Annotated in this window: 17 protein-coding genes; 4 read left to right on the forward strand and 13 right to left on the reverse strand. The window is 38.5% G+C overall.

Translation table 11 applies throughout. The features are described 5' to 3' along the window. Nucleotides 1–51: 51 nt before the first annotated feature. The gene (locus ACFIMU_RS01835) at nucleotides 52–2937 is read left to right on the forward strand and encodes an EAL domain-containing protein (protein ID WP_375606401.1); all 2886 of its coding nucleotides are present in this window, start codon (nucleotides 52–54) and stop codon (nucleotides 2935–2937) included. Nucleotides 2938–2979: 42 nt separating this feature from the next. On the opposite strand, the gene ACFIMU_RS01840 is transcribed toward ACFIMU_RS01835, so the two are convergent. Next, nucleotides 2980–3564 carry a YqgE/AlgH family protein gene (locus ACFIMU_RS01840; RefSeq protein WP_375606402.1) on the reverse strand — a complete coding sequence of 195 codons (585 nt, stop codon included), beginning with the start codon at nucleotides 3562–3564 and terminating at the stop codon, nucleotides 2980–2982. 71 nt (nucleotides 3565–3635) lie between these two features. Between ACFIMU_RS01840 and ACFIMU_RS01845 the strand changes: the two genes are divergently transcribed. Next, nucleotides 3636–4514 carry a protein-disulfide reductase DsbD domain-containing protein gene (locus ACFIMU_RS01845; RefSeq protein WP_375614426.1) on the forward strand — a complete coding sequence of 293 codons (879 nt, stop codon included), beginning with the start codon at nucleotides 3636–3638 and terminating at the stop codon, nucleotides 4512–4514. 27 nt (nucleotides 4515–4541) lie between these two features. On the opposite strand, the gene rnhA is transcribed toward ACFIMU_RS01845, so the two are convergent. The 4 genes from rnhA to cyoE all read right to left on the reverse strand — a co-directional run bounded on the left by rnhA (nucleotide 4542) and on the right by cyoE (nucleotide 8136). Next, nucleotides 4542–5009 (reverse strand): ribonuclease HI, encoded by a 468-nt coding sequence (rnhA, locus tag ACFIMU_RS01850; protein ID WP_375687410.1) that lies wholly within the window; start codon nucleotides 5007–5009, stop codon nucleotides 4542–4544. A 5-nt stretch (nucleotides 5010–5014) separates the two neighbouring features. Then, complete coding sequence (locus ACFIMU_RS01855) at nucleotides 5015–5974, reverse strand: homoserine kinase (RefSeq protein ID WP_375606405.1); 960 nt, start codon at nucleotides 5972–5974, stop codon at nucleotides 5015–5017. Further along, nucleotides 5974–7029 carry a 4-hydroxy-3-methylbut-2-enyl diphosphate reductase gene (gene ispH, locus ACFIMU_RS01860; RefSeq protein ID WP_375606406.1) on the reverse strand — a complete coding sequence of 352 codons (1056 nt, stop codon included), beginning with the start codon at nucleotides 7027–7029 and terminating at the stop codon, nucleotides 5974–5976. Before ispH ends, ACFIMU_RS01855 begins: the two co-directional genes overlap by 1 nt. Before the next feature lie 171 nt (nucleotides 7030–7200). Continuing rightward, nucleotides 7201–8136 carry a heme o synthase gene (cyoE, locus tag ACFIMU_RS01865; RefSeq protein WP_375606407.1) on the reverse strand — a complete coding sequence of 312 codons (936 nt, stop codon included), beginning with the start codon at nucleotides 8134–8136 and terminating at the stop codon, nucleotides 7201–7203. Between the two features lie 345 nt (nucleotides 8137–8481). Between cyoE and ACFIMU_RS01870 the strand changes: the two genes are divergently transcribed. Together ACFIMU_RS01870 and tldD are read left to right on the forward strand one after the other, a co-directional pair. Further along, complete coding sequence (locus tag ACFIMU_RS01870) at nucleotides 8482–9021, forward strand: invasion associated locus B family protein (RefSeq protein WP_375606408.1); 540 nt, start codon at nucleotides 8482–8484, stop codon at nucleotides 9019–9021. Nucleotides 9022–9130: 109 nt separating this feature from the next. Next, on the forward strand, nucleotides 9131–10549 hold the full coding sequence (gene tldD, locus ACFIMU_RS01875) for a metalloprotease TldD (protein ID WP_375606409.1): 1419 nt from the start codon (nucleotides 9131–9133) through the stop codon (nucleotides 10547–10549). A gap of 543 nt (nucleotides 10550–11092) precedes the next feature. On the opposite strand, the gene ACFIMU_RS01880 is transcribed toward tldD, so the two are convergent. The 8 genes from ACFIMU_RS01880 to ACFIMU_RS01915 all read right to left on the reverse strand — a co-directional run bounded on the left by ACFIMU_RS01880 (nucleotide 11093) and on the right by ACFIMU_RS01915 (nucleotide 19722). Next, nucleotides 11093–12346, reverse strand: coding sequence for a class I SAM-dependent RNA methyltransferase (locus tag ACFIMU_RS01880; RefSeq protein ID WP_375696772.1), 1254 nt, complete (start codon nucleotides 12344–12346; stop codon nucleotides 11093–11095). Next, on the reverse strand, nucleotides 12343–13086 hold the full coding sequence (locus ACFIMU_RS01885) for a TlyA family RNA methyltransferase (protein ID WP_375606411.1): 744 nt from the start codon (nucleotides 13084–13086) through the stop codon (nucleotides 12343–12345). Before ACFIMU_RS01885 ends, ACFIMU_RS01880 begins: the two co-directional genes overlap by 4 nt. A 16-nt stretch (nucleotides 13087–13102) precedes the next feature. Beyond that, the gene (gene dxs / locus ACFIMU_RS01890) at nucleotides 13103–15010 is read right to left on the reverse strand and encodes a 1-deoxy-D-xylulose-5-phosphate synthase (protein ID WP_375614428.1); all 1908 of its coding nucleotides are present in this window, start codon (nucleotides 15008–15010) and stop codon (nucleotides 13103–13105) included. 236 nt (nucleotides 15011–15246) lie between these two features. Further along, nucleotides 15247–15501 carry an exodeoxyribonuclease VII small subunit gene (locus ACFIMU_RS01895; RefSeq protein WP_375606413.1) on the reverse strand — a complete coding sequence of 85 codons (255 nt, stop codon included), beginning with the start codon at nucleotides 15499–15501 and terminating at the stop codon, nucleotides 15247–15249. Nucleotides 15502–15508: 7 nt separating this feature from the next. After that, on the reverse strand, nucleotides 15509–16621 hold the full coding sequence (ribB, locus tag ACFIMU_RS01900; RefSeq protein WP_375696773.1) for a 3,4-dihydroxy-2-butanone-4-phosphate synthase: 1113 nt from the start codon (nucleotides 16619–16621) through the stop codon (nucleotides 15509–15511). A gap of 15 nt (nucleotides 16622–16636) precedes the next feature. Further along, nucleotides 16637–17725: a chorismate synthase gene (gene aroC, locus ACFIMU_RS01905; protein ID WP_375614429.1), complete on the reverse strand. Its 1089-nt coding sequence runs from the start codon at nucleotides 17723–17725 to the stop codon at nucleotides 16637–16639. A gap of 147 nt (nucleotides 17726–17872) precedes the next feature. Further along, nucleotides 17873–18691, reverse strand: a complete 819-nt coding sequence (gene fabI / locus ACFIMU_RS01910) for an enoyl-ACP reductase FabI (protein ID WP_375609084.1) — start codon at nucleotides 18689–18691, stop codon at nucleotides 17873–17875. Between the two features lie 128 nt (nucleotides 18692–18819). After that, complete coding sequence (locus ACFIMU_RS01915) at nucleotides 18820–19722, reverse strand: DnaJ C-terminal domain-containing protein (protein ID WP_375606417.1); 903 nt, start codon at nucleotides 19720–19722, stop codon at nucleotides 18820–18822. Nucleotides 19723–19748 lie beyond the last annotated feature (26 nt).

Raw genomic sequence — 19748 nt, forward strand, 5'->3', positions numbered from 1 at the left:
CAAAAATCGAAATGAAAATTAAACATCCTAAAATATTGAGAGTGGGACATTGTGAAGAGTTTGCGTAAAATAATTGACATCATTTTCATTGTAGTCGTTAGTTCTTTTGTCCATCTTACATCAGCACAAGCAATTGAACCAGTTAAAATTTCTTCTCAGGATGCTGCTCTTGATCTCTCAAAAGCAATTGAAATTCACCATACAAACAATTCTATTTTTCAAACAAGTACAGCACCAGGACCAGATGGTATTGTATGGCGTATTGAAGTGCAGGCAAAAAATGAAAAATTTTCCGGAAATTGGGCCGTTTTTTCTCTTGCAAATCCAACAGATGAACAAGTTGATCGTCTCATCGTTGCCCCCCATTACCGCATGGCACGTTCTGGATTTTTTTGGCCAGACCTTGGATCATCAAGGATTCAATCCATAACGCCAAGCGAAGGTTTTTCCCTCGATCGTCAACTTAGTGCAAACTCTGATATCTTTCGTATTACCCTTAACCCTGGTGCTGTTATTACATTTGTGGCCGAACTTAACTCTGCAAATCTACCGCAAATCTATTTATGGCAACCTGAAGCTTATAAAGATGCAATTAATTCTTATACACTTTATCACGGTATTCTTCTTGGGATATCAGGTCTTTTAGCGCTTTTGTTAACTGTTCTCTTCGTCGTCCGTGGAACAGGGCTGTTTCCTGCAACAGCTGCTGTTGCTTGGGCAGTGCTTTTTTATATTGGTATTGACTTCAATTTTTTAAATAAATTCTTTGCTGTTACACTCACAACCCAACCAATCTGGCGTGCTGGTACAGAAGTAGCACTTACTGCTACACTCTTCATTTTTCTTTTTACCTATCTCAGCCTTAACCGCTGGCATTATCATTTTAGTTACGGGGCTATCGCTTGGACCATTGCCTTTTGCAGTCTAGGAGCCTTTGCTATTTATGATCCCATCAGAGCCGCTGGAATTGCGCGTTTGTCTTTTGGCCTTACCGCTGTGCTTGGTATAATATTAATCATCTATTTCTCAATCAGAAGCTATGACCGCGCCATTATGCTTATTCCAACATGGTTGCTCATTAGCTTTTGGTGTGTTGGAGCCTATGCCTGCATAGCTGGACATTTAAACAATGATATTATCCAGCCAGCATTAGCGGGGGGATTAGTGCTCATTGTTCTTCTCATTAGCTTTACTGTCCTGCAACAAACTTTTTCTAATGACGCTTTCCATGAAGGAATATTTTCCGACCTTGAACAACAAGTACTCGCAGCAAAGGGAGCTGGAAATATTATTTGGGATTGGAATATTGAGCGTGACCGTATTGTTGTACATCCAAACATGGCAACCCTTTTTGGTACTGAAATTCATAACCTCAATGGACCTATGCGCAACTGGATTTCAGCCTTGCACCATGATGATCGTGAACGCTTTCAAGCCGTATTGGATATCATTCTTAAAAATAAAAAAGGGCGCATTGATCAAATTTTTCGGCTTTCTTCCGGTGGTGGTTATTATCATTGGTTTTCTCTTCGTGCACGTCCGGCTATGCAAAAAGATGGAAAAATCACTCGTGTCATTGGAACCATTGTCAATATTACTAACCATAAAAAATCCGAAGAACGCTTATTGCATGATGCAATCCACGACAGCTTAACCGGACTTCCTAACCAACAAATTTTCTTTGATAGACTACAAAATTATACCTCTTTAGCGAAAGCAAATATCAAAATTAGACCAACCGTCTTTATGATTGATTTTGATAATTTTCGCCAAATTAATCGCAAATTAGGTATCGCTGTTGGGGATACTGTACTTCTTATAATTGCACGTCGTTTAAATCGTCTCATTAATTTTCAAGATACCTTATCGCGCCTTTCTGCAGACCGCTTTGCAATTATTTTACTCAGTGAAACAGAACCACAAAAAATTGCAGCATTTGCAGATCATTTGCACAAAACAATTTCAGCACCTATTTCACTTTCAGAAAATAAAATAATCCTTTCAACCTCTATCGGATTGGTTACATGGAGTGAAAGTCGATCAACTGCTAAAGATATTTTTAATGATAGTGAATTAGCAATGATTCGCGCAAAACAAATGGGGGGAAATCATATTGAACCTTTTCGTCCTAATTTTCGCACTCTGGGTCTCGAACATAATACTCTGGAGAAAGATGTTCATTATGCAATAAAACGTAATGAGATGAAAATCCTCTACCATCCTATTCTTAATTTATCAGACGGACATATTATTGGTTTTGAAACAATTGTAGAATGGCATCATCCCACTTATGGAAATTTAAATGTCTCTGATTTCATAAAAATCGTAGAAAATGAACAAATTGTTATGGATTTGTCACAATTTATCATTGATAATGCCATTATCGATCTTATAAATGTACAAGAAAAGTTTTCCCAACAATCTTTCTTTATTTCAATTAATTTACCAAGCGCAGAAATGATTCATCCTCGTTTTATCAGTCAATTGCGTGCCGCTTTGCTTCGGCATCCGCTCCACAAAGGACGCTTAATGATTGAAATATCTGAATTTGTCTTAAGAAATAATCCTGAACAATCAGCGCACTTTCTTGAACAAATTAAAACACTTGGAATGAATCTCGCACTCGATAATTTTGGAACAGGTTATTCGTCTCTGACCTATCTCGTACGTTATCCATTTGATATGGTTAAACTTGATCGTTCACTTATCTCAATCGACTCTCTTAAGAAGAAAATTGTTCTAAAGTCTATCATTAATATGGCAACAGATCTTAATTTGCAAATTATCGCAGAAGGTGTTGAAAATGAAAAAGAAGCAATCTTCCTCCGTCAAGAAGGTTGTAAATATGTTCAAAGTACACTTGTGACGAAACCGATTGCCATAGAAGAATTAATTACGCTCGTTCAGAGCCATTTCCCTTATAAAATAAAAACATAAGGGATAAAATAACGTGTAAAGTTAAAAAGCTTAGAAAAAACTCTACGCGTGTCCCATTTCAGAAGCAAGATAAGTTGGATCGATACCCATGCGTGTTAAACTTTTATCATACTTGCAGCTTAAATCGCTTTCAAAAAGAAAACTAGGTGATGTAGAACTGATTAGCCACCCATTTGTAGAAATTTCTGCCTCAAGTTGCCCCGCTTTCCATCCAGCATAGCCTAATGCGACCAGTGCATGTTGCGGACCTTGTTCGCAACTGATCGCTTTTAATATATCAATTGTCGCAGTAAAACAGATCTTATCTGCAATAAAAACAGTTTCTTCACAAGCATAATCATCTGAATGAAGGACAAAACCACGCGAAGGATCAACAGGACCACCATAGCGAACTGGAAAATTTTTTATCGGTTCAGAAAGACTTTTTTTTTGGCCACTGTCTATGATTCCTAAGTGAAGCAAAAGCTCTGGAAAATCAATATGATGCAATTGATTGAGAATGATGCCCATCGCACCAGCATCAGAATGTGCGCAAATATAAATAACAGAACGAATAAAGCGTTTGTCATTCATTCCAGGCATTGCTATGAGTAATTGACCACCCAAAAAGCCATTACACTGCTTCATTAATCTGCTATTCTCCATAATTTACATGATAAAAGTTTGTTCATTTAGTACACTAGGAAAATAAAACTCCAATGAAAAAAAGTCACATATTTACAAATTTACAAAATATCGCAACTTTCTTTTATAAAAAGCTTTTAGTTACTTTATGCTTAACATTCTTAGTTTTAAAATTACTTAACATTCCTGTAAATGCTCAAACAGAACAAAAACTCCAGCTTTTCGCAACATCTTGGTATGAATCAGAGGGTGGTCGTATCCGATTAGCAATCACTGAACCTTCTCTTTCTGGAATAAGAGAAGGTATTATTGAAATTGTGCTTAAACCAGGATGGAAAACTTACTGGCGTAATCCAGGTAATTCTGGCATGGCACCATTTTTTAATTTCAATCAACAAGTTTCTTATGAAATCTTTTATCCGACGCCACAGCTTTTTGAAACAGAAAATGATTGGTCATTAGGCTATAAAGATAAAGTGACATTGCCCTTCAATCTTTCTAGTTCAAGCAAAAATTTAAGTGGGGCTTTCACTCTCGGACTATGTAATAAAATCTGTCTTCCATTGACTATTAACTTTGATTTTTCGCCATCTGTTCTTAAAAACAAGCATCTTCCCCTTTCCTTCTTAAAAAATGCCCAAGATTCTTTGCCTCGCATGATGCAGAATGCACTCAAAATAAGCGCCGAAAAAAATAACAATACTCTTCTTCTAAAAATAAAAAATAACGACAAAACAACTCCTTCCTCTCTCTTTTTAGATGGAGGAGAAATGCAAATTGGAGCAGCAAAAAAAGTCAGTGATAACGCGAAATATACGCTCTTTAGTGCTCCGATCTATTTCGTACCAAAAGAAATAAACCAAAAAATTTTTTACACTGTTTCTTTTAAAGATCACGCCTTAAGTGGAACATTCATATTTCATACGCAGCCCCCCTCTCTTACAACTCCGTGATAAAAGAGAAAGGCTCTCAAACAGCAATTATGCTGGAAAATGTCCATTGTTGCGATATTGCGTAATTGCTTTGCGAGCAAGTGCATCAGCGCGTTCATTTTCTGGATGTCCCGCATGCCCTTTTACCCAGTGCCACCTGACTGTATGACAAGAACAAACATCCTCAAGAGCTTGCCATAGCTCCATATTTTTAACAGGATTTTTTGATGCGGTGCGCCAATTATTCTTTTTCCAATCCTCAATCCACTTAGATATCCCATTACGCACATAAACTGAGTCTGTATAAAGGTTGACCAAACAGGGCTCTTTAAGCGCCTTTAATGCACAAATTGCCGCCATGAGTTCCATTTGATTGTTTGTCGTATGGACCTTACCGCCATAAAGCTCGCGTTCATGACCATTCCAGCGTAAAATTGCCCCCCACCCTCCAATTCCAGGATTCCCTGAGCAAGCACCATCTGTATAAATTTCAACGACTTTTTGTTGAGTTGCCATAAAATTTAAAAACCTAATTCACTTAGCGAATTTACATTACTGAAAAAACAAAGCTTGTGCCAATATTCCCATGGATCTTTCTTAATAACAAAGCTATGAGGCGGTGTATTAAACCAATCATAAAGGCGTGTGAGTAAGAAACGTAGAGATGCACCACGAGCTAATAAAACCATCTTGTCCAATTCTAAAGGGATCAATGGTCTTATTTTTTGATAATTTTCCAATAACTTACGTGCTTTGGTAAGATTATAGGAATGATCAGGCTCAAAGCACCAAGCATTTAAACAGATCGCTAAATCATAAGCAAAAAAGTCATTACAAGCAAAATAGAAATCTATCATCCCAGAAAGACGATGATTCACAAAAAAGACGTTATCATTAAATAAATCCGCATGAATAATGCCTGTTGGTAAATTTAATGGCCAGTTTTCTTGTAAAAAAACCAATTCCCACTCAATTTTTTGTCCAAATTCTTTTAATAATGCATCTTCTTTTGTTTGACAACGTTGCCACAATAGCTGCCAATCCATAACAGAAAGAGTATTTCTACGACTGAGTGTAAAATCCTGTCCTGCTAAATGCAATTGTGCTAATCCCGTCCCCACTTCACCACAATGATCTATATTGGGCTGGCGGATCCACTCTCCTTCCAGAAAAGTAATAATAGCAGCAGGACGACCTGCTAGTTCACTGATCATCATGCCATCATTTTGAATAACAGGTTGAGGACAAGGAATTCCACGCTGTCCTAAATGCTGCATTAAGCTACAAAAAAAAGGTAAATCATCTTTTGAAATACGCTTTTCATAAAGTGTTAGAATAAATCGTCCTTGTGTTGTCTCTAACATAAAATTAGAATTTTCAATCCCCTCCTCTATACCTTGATAAGACAAAAGTGACCCTATTGCGTAACCTGTTAAAAACGCTTTTAAATCATTTGGATGAATATCTGTATAAACGGCCATTATTCTGCTTTCATTTTAGACATGTCTGTATCTTGATGTTCATTTTTTGTACTATTTTCTTGACCATTAACAAAAGCCATATCTTGAGAGGTTAAAATGACATCACGTAATTCGCGACTCACTAAAAACTTTTCCGTTTCTACCACTGTTTCAGCCAATTCTATTGTGACATCATAACGCTCACGAAATGCTGAAATAATTTCATCAATAATAATTTCAGGAGCGGAAGCCCCTGCTGAAAGACTGACAACAGAAAGAGCTTTTAGGTTTTCAAAATTAATTTCATCAGCGCGCTGAACTAAAATAGCTTGTCGCGCACCAGACTTTTCAGCAACCTCGACTAAACGTCGCGAATTAGAAGAATTTGGTGCTCCAACAATCAAAAACAAATCACTCCCTTTTGCCGCGGCTTTAACCGCATCTTGTCGATTCGTTGTCGCATAGCAAATTGACTCAGCCGCTGGGGCTGCTAATGTAGGAAAACGTTGTTGTAATATATCGATAATTCCTGCAGTATCTTCAACAGAAAGCGTTGTTTGTGTCACAAATCCTAATTTATCTGGATCCCTTGGTTGATAATGCAAAGCATCTTCTATCGTTTCAATGAGCGTCACAGCCCCTTCTTCAAGCTGTCCCATCGTTCCTATCACCTCAGGATGACCAGCATGACCAATCAATATAACATGACGACCGTGACGTTGATGCCGTATCGCTTGTTTGTGAACTTTCGAGACCAACGGACATGTTGCATCAAGATAAAACAAATTATAGCGTTGTGCTTCTTTTGATACAGATTTTGGTACACCATGGGCAGAAAAAACAACCGGTTGAGTGCGATATTCTTCTGGAATCTCATCAAGTTCTTCAACAAAAACAGCTCCCCGTTGCTGCAATCCCTCAACCACATAGCGGTTATGTACAATTTCATGACGAACATACACTGGAACACCATACTTTTTTAATGCAAGAAGAACAATCTGGATAGCACGATCAACCCCTGCACAAAATCCACGTGGACCACAAAGACGTATCGTTAAAGGAGGAAGTCCAGACATAAATCATCCTTAATCTCTATAGCTTTAGTATCATAATCAAACAACTTATCCTTATGCACGAATAATCAATGCAAAAAAACGTGCAATACCATCTTTTACATAAAAACATACTTTATAGTATCTTCTTGTAGGAAAGCTCTTTTAAAATTTGTTTTTTATATTTTCACGCTCCTAAAGAGCGATAAAATACCAAACAAGAGATTCAATCAAAAGAACCCCAAAGATAGCTGCCAAATAAAGTAATGAAAAGAAAAATAGTTTTTTTGCCATCAAAATAGTTTCATTATGTGTATCAGCTTTCCACAAACGATAGGCAAAATAAACAAAGATAATGCTTAAAATTGTTGAAAAAATACCATAAAAAATTCCGCCAAGACCAGTAAAGCAAGGAGCAGCAGCACACAATGCCATCAAAATAGTATAAAATAAAATCTGTTTTTTTGTTGAATGTTCACCTCGTACATTAGGCATCATAGGGATACCTGCAGCCTCATAATCAAGAGATGAAAATAAAGAAAGAGCCCAAAAGTGAGGGGGGGTCCACATAAAAATGATTAAAAATAATAAAAAGCTATCAATACTCACTGTCCCTGTTGTCACGGCCCATCCAATCATTGGTGGAAAAGCCCCAGAAGCACCACCAATAACAATATTTTGTGGTGTGATACGCTTTAACCAAATTGTATAGATAACGACATAAAAGAAAATCGTAAATGCAAGAAAAAATGCCGCAAACCAATTAATGAAGCTTCCCATAACCAATACCGAGAGCATAGAAAGAACCATGCCAAAAATAAATGCCCTTTGAGAGCTGATTTTACCCATAGGAATAGGACGCTTTTTAGTCCGTTCCATCACAGCATCAATGTCAGCATCATACCACATGTTCAGTGCTCCCGCACCACCGCCACCAGCAGCAATACATAAAATTGCTAAAAAACCATACCACGGATTGATAGGAACAGGCGATACAAGCAAACCAACCAGAGCCGTAAAGACCACAAGAGACATAACACGTGGCTTTAATAATGTGATGTAATCACCAATACCGGATTTTGGTGGCGTTGATTTACCATTCACAACCGATAACTCTTCTGAAACTGACATTCCACTCAAAGCTCTTTTCCATTTCTGTCATTCACAAACCCAATATTATCTGACAAATATTATCTAGCGTATGGAAATGACCAATTAAGACCAATCGTATTTTTGAGAAAATATGAAATATCTCTTTCGCACGTATCCCCTAAAAGTAAATGGAAATATTGGCAATAAAAATACATTTTTTCAATCAACGTTCTCTCCACATTACAAATGTATCATAAAAAATATATCATATGAATTAATATATTTGGGTAAATACTGATTTTGTGTTATGGTTTTTTATGGGGAATTCATTTTTTTATGTAAATCTATGCATGGTTTTGGGTGTTGAGTCGGATAGGATTTTCTGTGATACTTTATAAATTACTCAAAAAAACTTTTTTTATTGGTGCTGTTCTTTACACACTTTATAGTAGTTTTATCAGTCATGCATTTGCACAAACACCCTATGCACAAGATGTCCCTGCTCCACAAACCTATGGTGCATGGACAAAGGTTTGTGCTCTACCACCAGGTACCCCTAATATGCAGTGTGAAGTTGTACAAAACGTCCATACACAAGGTCGTCATGATATTACCCTCCGCGTTACCTTTTATAAACTTCCTCAAAAGCAAGGCGCTTTGATGCGTGTTTTTGTTCCGATTCGCGTTGAGTTACGTCCTGGTGTTGGCATTAAAATTGACGATAAAGATATGGGAAGAATGGAATATCGTCGTTGTCTTGGTGATAATTGTGTTGCTGAAGCTTTTCTGAAAGAAGACATATTACAACTCTTTTTAAAAGGAAAAATGGCAACCTATTTTATCTTCACAACTCCAGAGCAAGGAATTGGAGGTCTGGTTGACCTTCAGGGTCTTAGCGATGCCTATGCAACCTTACCAACATGAATAAAATCGACACACATTGGACAATTAAAATCTCATCGTATATTTTGAGAGCTCCTTAATTTAGATCAATAAAAATCTTCTCATCCCCCGTAAAAATAGGATAATTCTTATGAAATCGCTGATTGATCATTTTGATATTGCTTCCTCTAAAGTGCAGTCTCTTGTACAGGAAACGCTTCATCATGCGGATGATGGCGAACTTTACCTTGAGTATACAGAAAGCGAAGCTCTTTTATTTGATAATGGACAGCTTAAAAACGGCTCTTTCCATCAAGATATGGGGTTTGGTCTGCGTGTCGTTGCTGGAGAAGCTACCGGATATGCACATTCTAATGAATTATCAGCTGCTGCACTCAAGCGTGCTTGTGAAGCAGCTAAAGCTGTTACCTATAATAATCATGCTGGACCTTATAGTGTAGCACCTCAACAAACAAACAAGAGACTTTATCAACCGCATAATCCCCTTGATGCTCCGTCATTTGAAGAAAAAAGTGCTCTTTTGCAAAAAATTGATGCCTATTTACGTGCGAAAAATGATAAATTACATCAAGTGACTGTTTCTCTTTCCGGCTCGCTACAACATGTTGAAATTTTACGTGCAGATGGATATTTGGTTCGTGATATTCGTCCACTCGTACGACTTTCTATATCTGTGGTCGCCGCTGAAGGCAATCGACGTGAAAATGGTTTCTATGGATGTGGGGGGCGACAAGCATTTAACCAATTTATTCGTGAAGACAATTGGAAAGAAGCCGCGGATGAAGCCTTACGTATGGCTTTAACAAATTTAGAAGCAGAAGCAGCACCTGCAGGATCTTTTGATGTTGTCTTAGCCAATGGATGGCCTGGCGTTATGCTCCATGAAGCCGTAGGTCATGGTTTGGAAGGTGACTTTAATCGCAAAAAAACATCTGCTTTTGCTGGACTTTTAGGACAACAAGTTGCGGCAAAAGGTGTTACAGTTGTTGATGATGGAACAATTCCACAACGCCGTGGCTCTCTCACTGTCGATGATGAGGGGACGCCTTCAGGATATAACGTTCTCATTGAAGATGGAAAACTCGTTGGTTTTATGCAAGACAGGCTTAATGCACGGCTTATGGGAGGTAAATCAACTGGAAATGGACGGCGTGAATCTTATGCTTATGCACCAATGCCACGAATGACCAATACAATCATGCTAGGAGGAGATAAAACACCTGAAGAAATCCTTTCTTCACTTAAAAGTGGTATCTATGCTGTTTCATTTGGTGGAGGACAAGTTGATATTACTTCTGGAAAATTCGTCTTTGAGTGTACTGAAGCATACCGAGTAGAAAATGGTAAAATTGGTGCACCAATTAAAGGTGCAACTCTTATTGGAAATGGACCGGATGCTATGAAACGTATCACAATGATTGGAAATGATAGTAAACTGGATAATGGTATTGGTATGTGCGGAAAAGCAGGACAAAACGTTCCTGTTGGTGTTGGACAACCTCATCTACGGATTAATAATATGACAATCGGTGGAACTGCGTTGAAGTAAGCTTGCTCATTCCTTCCCAATATTCAATACTGCCCCTTCTCGTTTATCAAGATGGTCTTGTGAAGGATGAATTTTTGCTACAAACATTGATTTATAAAGATAATTGAACGTTATTCATATTTAAATTAGAACCTTGAACACCGTAAGATTCTCTCATTTTAAATTTGTGTCTGTTGAATCAATTAAGATTATTCGTTTGTACGTTACAAGCGGGGGGAAATGCATGGAGTAAAACTGTACAAGAAAGAACTAAAAATACCTATAATGAACCATCTCAAGTGCCAAGAGCTATAGCAACATTAGGAAGTGGCCAATATTACGATGGTATTTGCTTAAATACACCTTCTTTATGATACATTCGTCTTTTGTATGGAGTAGTGGAGCAACTATCTTTTATGTTTCATAATAAAAAAGTTTAAAATAAAAAACACTTTCTACATTCAGTGCTCGTTAACTCAACGAGAAAAAGGTTATTATTGTAGATAAATTTTAGAGAGATTTTATAATAATACTCAAATGAATTATATCAAAAAAACTTTCAGGCTAAAGCTTCCAACTTTTCTTCTTTTTATTTTTGCTCAAAACAGCAACAACTTCGACATGTGGCGACCATAAAAATTGATCAATTGGTATGATTTTTTCTACTGTATATCCCCCTGCAACAAGAAAAGATAAATCACGAGCAAATGTAACGGGATTACACGAAATTGCCACAACACGTGATATTGTTGCCTTTGCCAGTTCATGTACTTGTTCCTCTGCTCCAGCGCGAGGAGGGTCAAAAACAACGCTTTCAAAACACTCAAGTTCCTTTACAGAAAGTGGATGGCGAAAAAGATCACGTTTTTCACAAGTGACTGTTTTTAAACCAGTTGCAAAACGTGCTGCTGTATTTAGATTTCTTAATGCATCTTCATTATTTTCTACTGCATGAACATTCATCTTTTTTGCCATACGCAAGGCAAATGTTCCTACCCCTGAAAACAAATCAAGAGCATTCTTTGCTTTTTTTAAATGAGTCAAAATAATATTGCCCATTATATGTTCAACTTCACAAGTTGCTTGAAGAAAACCACCAGAAGGAAATTCAACACGGACATCTCCAAAATAAACCAATGGTTTTTCTTGCTCAACCAAAACTTCTCCGTCAACAGATAAACGTATAATCCCATATGAAAGAGCAGCACTGATCATTTTCTGACGAACACGCTCATCGTGTATAACACAACCGCTTAAAGCTATATCTAAACCGTTTTCAACAGATGTTATCGTTATATGAAACCGTTTGGCATGATTGCTTACAAGAGCACAAAGTGACCTGATATCATCTAGTTTAGACATAATCTCTAAACGCGTCACTGGACATTCTTCAAGAGCTATAATCTCATGAGAGAGATAACGATTAAAACCAACTTTTTGCCCCTGTGGGGTCATGGATGCTGTTAACGTCATCCGACGTCGGCTATAGGGTTTACATTCTATTAAAGGCGCAACAACATTATTAAGTCCATACTTTTTAAGTGCATCAACAACTAATTGTCGTTTCCATACGCAATAAGCATCAGTATGCCAATGCTGAAGAGCACACCCTCCACATTCTCCAAAATGCTGACAAAGAGCATCAACACGTTCTGGTGATTTTTCTTTTAATGCTATACATGTTGCATATTTTCCATGAACAGTAATTTCAGCACACTCTCCCGGTAAAGTAAAAGGAACATAAATAAAACCGTGGGACGTCTTGGAAGTACCATAACCATTTGCTCCAATATAGTCGATTATCACATTATCGTTCACTCTTGTTTTTCTCCGAATAGTAAATATTCCACATTGCCATCACCACCTGTAATGGGTGAAGGAAGTAAACCTTTTGCACGCCACCCTGTTTGAGTATCTAACCAGATAAAAAGTGCCTCAGCGGTTTTTTTAGCACTTGATGGATTTAATATTCCTCCCTTTCCAAGGTGCTTACGACCAACCTCAAACTGAGGCTTTACCAATAAAACAGCTTGAGCACCCTTCTTGGCTAAAGATAAAACGGGAGGCAATGCAAGTTTAAGAGAAATAAAGCTGACGTCGGAAACGATAAGATCAATTTCCCTACCGCCTAAATGTTCCTGTTGAAAATCTCTAACATTTAAGCCTTCTAATAACGTTATAGCCCTGTTGCCCAATAAACGTGCATCAAATTGATGATGCCCAACATCAACAGCAATGACATGGGCCGCTCCACGCTCTAAGAGAACTTGTGTAAAACCACCTGTTGATGCCCCAACATCAATGGCTGTCACTTTATCGGTTACAATCGGAAATGCATCAAGTGCAGAAATCAATTTCAATGCCGCACGGGACACATAATTTTGCGCTGGATCACAAACAAAAATTTCTGCATCATCAAAAACAATTTGCCCAGCTTTAAAAACTATTTTGCCATTAACTTTAACAGTTTTGCGTATAATTGCATCACGTGCACGTGAACGTGTCGTAAAAAAGTTTCTTTCAACTAAAAGAATATCGAGCCTTTTTCTGGAAGCCATCTCATACTTGAATTTTCTATCCCGTTCGAATCTCGCGTCCCAGAGCAGTAAAAACCGTATTTAAAATACCCATAGCATCAAGTCCGACACGTGAAAGAACTTTTTCTGGTGAACCATGACTCAAATATTCATCAGGAAGTTTTAGTGTACGAACTTTCAAACCATGCTCTAAGAGCCCTTCTTGCGCTAAAAATTGTAATATGTGTGCTCCAAACCCACCGATTGCACCTTCTTCAATTGTCACCAAAACTTCATGCTCACGTGCCAAACGACGCATCAAATCCTTATCTAAAGGTTTTGCAAACCGTGCATCTGCAACTGTTGTAGATAATCCCTCAACCTCCAACGCATCAGCAGCTTGCAACACTTCTGACATCCGCGTTCCAAAACAAACCAAAGCAATCCTATTTCCTTCACGCAGAACGCGCCCTTTTCCAATTTCTAATAACTCACCACGTTGCGGTAAATCTATACCAAGACCTTCACCACGTGGATAACGAAAAGAAATGGGACCCTGATCATAGGCTGCAGCTGTACGTACCATATGCATCAATTCAAGCTCATCTGAAGGTGCCATAACAACAAACTCAGGAAGAGTGGACAAAAAAACAATATCAAAACTTCCAGCATGTGTTGCACCATCTGCCCCCACAAAACCTGCTCGGTCAATAGCAAAACGTACCGGTAATTTTTGAATTGATACATCATGAATAATTTGATCATAAGCACGCTGTAAAAAAGTAGAATAAATTGCAACAAAAGGCTTATACCCTTCACAAGCAAGTCCTGCCGCAAAAGTTACGGCATGTTGCTCAGCAATACCAACATCAAACATTTTTTCAGGAAATTTTTCTGCAAAAGCATCAAGTCCTGTCCCTGTTGGCATCGCTGCTGTTATGCCCACAATCTTATCATCATGGCGCGCTTCTTCTGATAAGGCTTCAGAAAATACCTTGGTATAGGGTAGAGTATTACTTGATGCTTTAACCTGTTTTCCTGTCGTAACATCAAAACGATTAACACCATGATATTTATCAGAAGATGCTTCTGCAGGTGGATATCCCTTTCCCTTATGGGTGACGACATGCACCAAAACTGGACCATTAGGACATTCACGAATATTTTTTAAAACGGGTAATAAATGCCCTAAATTGTGCCCATCTATGGGTCCCACGTAATAAAAGCCAAGCTCATCAAATAACGTTCCCCCAACCAAAAAACTACGCGCAAATTCCTCTGAACGACGTGCCTTATCCAAAAAAAACTTTGGCAATTTTTCGCTCAACATCTTTACGCGTTCACGCAAATGACGATAAGCAGGACGAGAAACTAGTCGTGCAAGATGTGCACTCATAGCACCTGTAGGCGGTGCAATAGACATATCGTTATCATTAAGAACAACAATCAAGCGCGCATCCAAAGCACCAGCGTTATTCATTGCTTCATAAGCCATGCCCGCAGACATTGCACCATCACCAATAACAGCGATAATATTGCGTCTTGTCTCTGCCTTCAAAGCACTCGCTACCGCCATGCCAAGCCCCGCCGAAATAGAAGTAGACGAATGACCCGCTCCAAATGGATCATACACACTTTCTGAACGTTTTGTGAAACCTGATAATCCTCCCTCTTGACGTAATGTACGTATTTTTTCTCTACGCCCCGTTAAAATCTTATGTGGATAGGTTTGATGACCAACATCCCAAATAATCCTATCCTCTGGTGTATTAAAAACATAATGTAATGCAACAGTGAGCTCAACAACACCAAGTCCTGCCCCAAGATGACCACCTGTTACAGAAACCGCATCAATTGTTTCTGCCCGCAACTCATTAGCCAACTGTACCAAATCAGACTCAGGCAAAGCCCGCAAATCTTGCGGGAAACAAATACGGTCAAGCAATGGTGTTAAGATATGAGACAAAAAAACTCCCTCCTATCACCTTAACTTAAGAGAACGCAACGATAAAAATACATCTTCTCTACTCTTTCATTGACAGTTTTGCATCTTTTTTACTGAAAAATCTCTATTTGAGATGATTTATGATTTTTCTCATTTTTAACTTATTTTATAAAAAAGAAACCAATAAAATTTGCTTTCTATAAATAAGGTTATTGCACTGCTTAATCCCGCAATAAATATCCAAAAATAGTTTAATACTATTGAGCATCAAGTGGTTCTACTCCTTCTGGAGAACCTCCTTCTGAAAGTTGAATTTTTTCAACTTTAGCTTCAGCAACTTTCAAGAGTTTTTCACAATGTTTTTTAAGCGCTTCACCACGTTCATAAATATCTATGGATTGTTCCAAAGGCACATCGCCACGTTCCAAATTTTCAACAATAACTTCAAGTTGCTTCAGCGCTTGCTCAAAACTTAAGGTCGTAATATCCCCCTCTTGTATTTCTTTTTTCATATGAACCTCACAAAATATCTATTCTGGATATACGAATTCCAAAACCTTCTAAATCTAAATAATGACGTTCTTTAGAAGTGTAAACAATAACAGAACTGATTCCTAAATGTTTCAAAATTTGTGATCCTAAACCAATTTGTCGCCATTCTTCTTCACGTTCAATTGCCTGTATATGGTTTTCTGAACCGTCTTTTGCCATTTCCTGAATGCTCATAGCTGATTTTTCATCAATACCAACTGATCCTTCACGTAAATAAACAAAAACACCCCGTTTTTCTTTTTCCATCATACGCTGCATGATAGCGGTAACATCTGACGCTTGACCAAAAACATCATTCATAATGTTTTCACGATGCAAACGTACAGGAATATCTTCACCATCACCAAGATCACCAAAAACGATTGCAACATGCTGAACTGTTTCCCAAGGGAGTTGATAACTCTGAACAATAGCAGGTCCTACTGGTGTTTCAATAGCCATTTCTCCAACATGCCTGATCAACATTTCTTTGCGCTGACGATAAGCGATTAAATCCGCAACCGTTATCATATGCAATCGATGTTCCTGTGCAAATTTTGTAACTTCATCTCCATGTTTAACACTGCCATCATCATTGACCAACTCACCAATAACACCAACTGGCGGTAAACCAGCTAATTTACATAAATCAACAGCCGCTTCCGTGTGACCTGAACGCATAAGAACACCCCCTTCATGCGCAATCAAAGGGAAAATATGTCCTGGACGAATAAAATCGTGAGCACCAGCATTTGGATTAGCAAGATTGCGAACCGCTAATGTGCGGTCGTGTGCGGAGATACCCGTCGTTATCCCATGTTTAAAATCCACAGTAACAGTAAACTGAGTCCGATGTGCTGAATTATTATCTGGCACCATAGGAGCAAGATGAAACCGTTGTGCTTCTTCTTTTGGCATAGGTGCACAAACAATCCCTGTTGTGTGGCGAATGATGAATGCCATCTTTTCTTCTGTACAATGGACAGCAGCAACAGTTAAATCACCTTCGTTTTCACGGTCATCATCATCTGTCACCACAACAATTTCACCGCGTTCAAAAGCTTTAAGTGCAGAAACAATTTTTTCTTCATCATACACCATTATTCACCTTCTCACTCACCCAACTTGACCGCGATGTCTTAGATAATGGTCCGCAATAGCACAAGCAACCATCGCTTCACCAATGGGAACAGCGCGAATCCCAACACATGGATCATGACGTCCCTTCGTTATAACATCTACATCATGACCATCAACATCAATAGAGCGACGAGGCGTTAAAATTGATGAAGTAGGCTTGACAGCAAAACGTGCAACAATTGGCTGTCCACTCGATATTCCCCCTAAAATACCACCAGCATGATTGGATAAAAAAAGTGGTTTTCCATCATTTCCCATCCGCATTTCATCGGCATTTTCTTCTCCCTTCATGCGGGCTGCCGCAAAACCATCCCCAATTTCAACTCCTTTTACTGCATTAATCGACATAAGGAAGGATGCAATATCTTGATCCAGTTTTGCGTAAATAGGTGCTCCTAAACCTGCCGGAACATTTTCTGCAACGATCTCAACAACCGCACCAACAGATGTCCCCTCTTTACGGAGTTTACTGATATAATCACTAAAAATGTGAACCATCTCTGCGTCAGGTGTAAAAAAAGGATTATTATCAACCTCTGACCAATCCCAACGATCACGATTAATATTATGAGGACCAATTGCTATCACTGCTCCTCGAACCACCAAACCAGGAACAATTTTACGTGCAAATGCACCCGCTGCAACACGTGCTGCTGTCTCCCTTGCCGAAGAACGCCCTCCTCCTCGAAAATCACGAATGCCATATTTAATATCATAAGTATAATCCGCATGTCCTGGACGATATTGATGGGCAATCGAGCTATAATCCTTCGAACGCTGATCTGTATTTCTAATCAACAGAGAAATTGGTGTACCTGTTGTAACCAATGCCGTCCCATTGTCCTGAGCGATAGCTCCTGAAAGAATTTCTACTTGATCCAATTCGCGTCGCTGCGTTGTATATACGGATTGTCCTGGTCTCCGTTTGTCAAGATAAGCTTGAACTTCTGCAAGAGTAAAAATAATTCCAGGCGGACAACCATCAATGACACAACCAAGAGCAGCACCATGACTTTCACCCCATGTGGTTACACGAAACAAATGACCAAATGTATTATGCGACATGAAAAAAGATCCGTTTCTCTGTCAAATATACGCCAACGACAACATATGTTGAGTTATACACAAGACAGCTCTTTGTTCCAAAATACTCTCAGCCGCTTTTAATTTGGTCAAATTACCGCTGTTCAATAAAACCCTATAAACCAAACTTTATTCTTTAACGACAGAAATGTCTGGTGCATCAACTGCTTTCATACCTATGATATTATAACCCGAATCGACATGATGAACTTCACCAGTAACAGAACGAGACAAATCTGAAAGAAAATAAAGAGCAGAATCACCAACCTCTTCAATTGTTACTGTACGGCGTAATGGAGCATTATATTCATTCCATTTTAAAATATAACGGAAATCACCAATACCTGAAGCTGCTAACGTTTTAATCGGTCCAGCAGATATCGCATTAACACGAATATTTTTGGGACCTAAATCTACCGCTAAATACTTCACGCTCGCTTCAAGAGCTGCTTTAGCAACCCCCATGACATTATAATTGGGAACAACCTTTTCTGCACCATAATAGGTCAGTGTCAAGATTGAACCGCCATCCGGCATCAACTTTTCTGCACGCTTTGTTAGAGCTGTTAGGGAATAAACGGAAATATTCATGGTCATCATAAAATTTGATTCGCTGATATCAACATAACGACCACTTAATTCATCTTTATTAGAAAAACCAATAGCATGAACTAAAAAATCGAGTTTGCCCCATTTCTTCTCTATGGCTCTAAAGACTGAATCAATAGAAGCACCGTCAGAAACATCACAATGTCCACAAACAAATCCCTTTAATTCTTCAGCCAAAGGCTCAACACGCTTTTTCATGGCTTCACCCTGATAGGTAAAAGCAAGCTCTGCCCCTGCGCTACTCGCCGCTTTAGCAATTCCCCAAGCGATGGAGCGATTATTGGCCAACCCTAAAATTAAGCCACGCTTACCGTACAATAAACCATTACCCTTAGCCATTAGCACTGCCCCATTGTTACTTAAAATTAATATTATTCATTTGCCTATGACACAGGTCAACTTTTTCTTCAAGTAATTGGTTTAAAATCAAGCAAAAACTATGCTTTATATATAAAAAAAATTAAAATTTAATCTTTTTGCATTTGCAAAAACTGTTCTAGCGCAACATTTTTACCTTCCGGCAACATAATACGAACATGCACATAAAGATCATCTCTTGTACCACTTTTTAAACGAAGTCCTTTTCCTTTCAACCGTAAAACGCGATCAGAACTTGACCAAGCAGGAATCGTTAAAACCACACGTCCCTCCAATGTCTCAACTTCTTCTTTTGCTCCCAAAACAGCATGTTTAAGAGAAACTGGTAAATCAAGATGAAGTGCCCTTCCTTCAACCCGAAAACGAGGATGTTTTTGAATCTGAATGGTTATTAATGCATCTCCTGCTTGCCCATGAGGAACCTCTTCTCCCTGACCTTTTAAACGAATAGTTTGCCCGTCTTCAATATAATCTGGAAGTTTAATTTTTAACTTTTTTCCATTAGGAAAAACGGCTTCCACCTTTTCTGCGCCAACCATCTGCTCTAATGTTATGGCAAGATTAGCACGAATATGTGCTCCTTGTTGAGGGCGATTATAGTGTGTGGAATTCGAAAAGCTACCGCCTCCCCCAAACAGATCGCGAAAAATATCACTCGCATCAAAACCTGCACCACCTGAAGAGGAAAAATCAAATCCTCTCGCTCTTCCTGAAAAAGGATTTTGTTTATTGTTAAAATTCTCACCAGCACCATAGGCTTGATAAAGTGGTTTTCCTTCCATATCAATTTCACCGCGGTCAAATTGTGCTTTTTTATCTTTATCACCTATAATTTCATAAGCTTGATTAATTTCAGCAAACTTTTCTTTAGCCTTTGCATCATCTTTATTGTGATCTGGATGATACTTCTTTGCTAATTTTCTAAATGCTGATTTAATCTCTTGCGATTTTGCGGTACGTGCCACACCCAGAATCGTGTAGGGATCACGCATATTGCCCTCTTTTCAATTTTTTGGTT

This window comes from Bartonella sp. AC70YNML (assembly GCF_042196545.1).
GTDB lineage: Bacteria > Pseudomonadota > Alphaproteobacteria > Rhizobiales > Rhizobiaceae > Bartonella.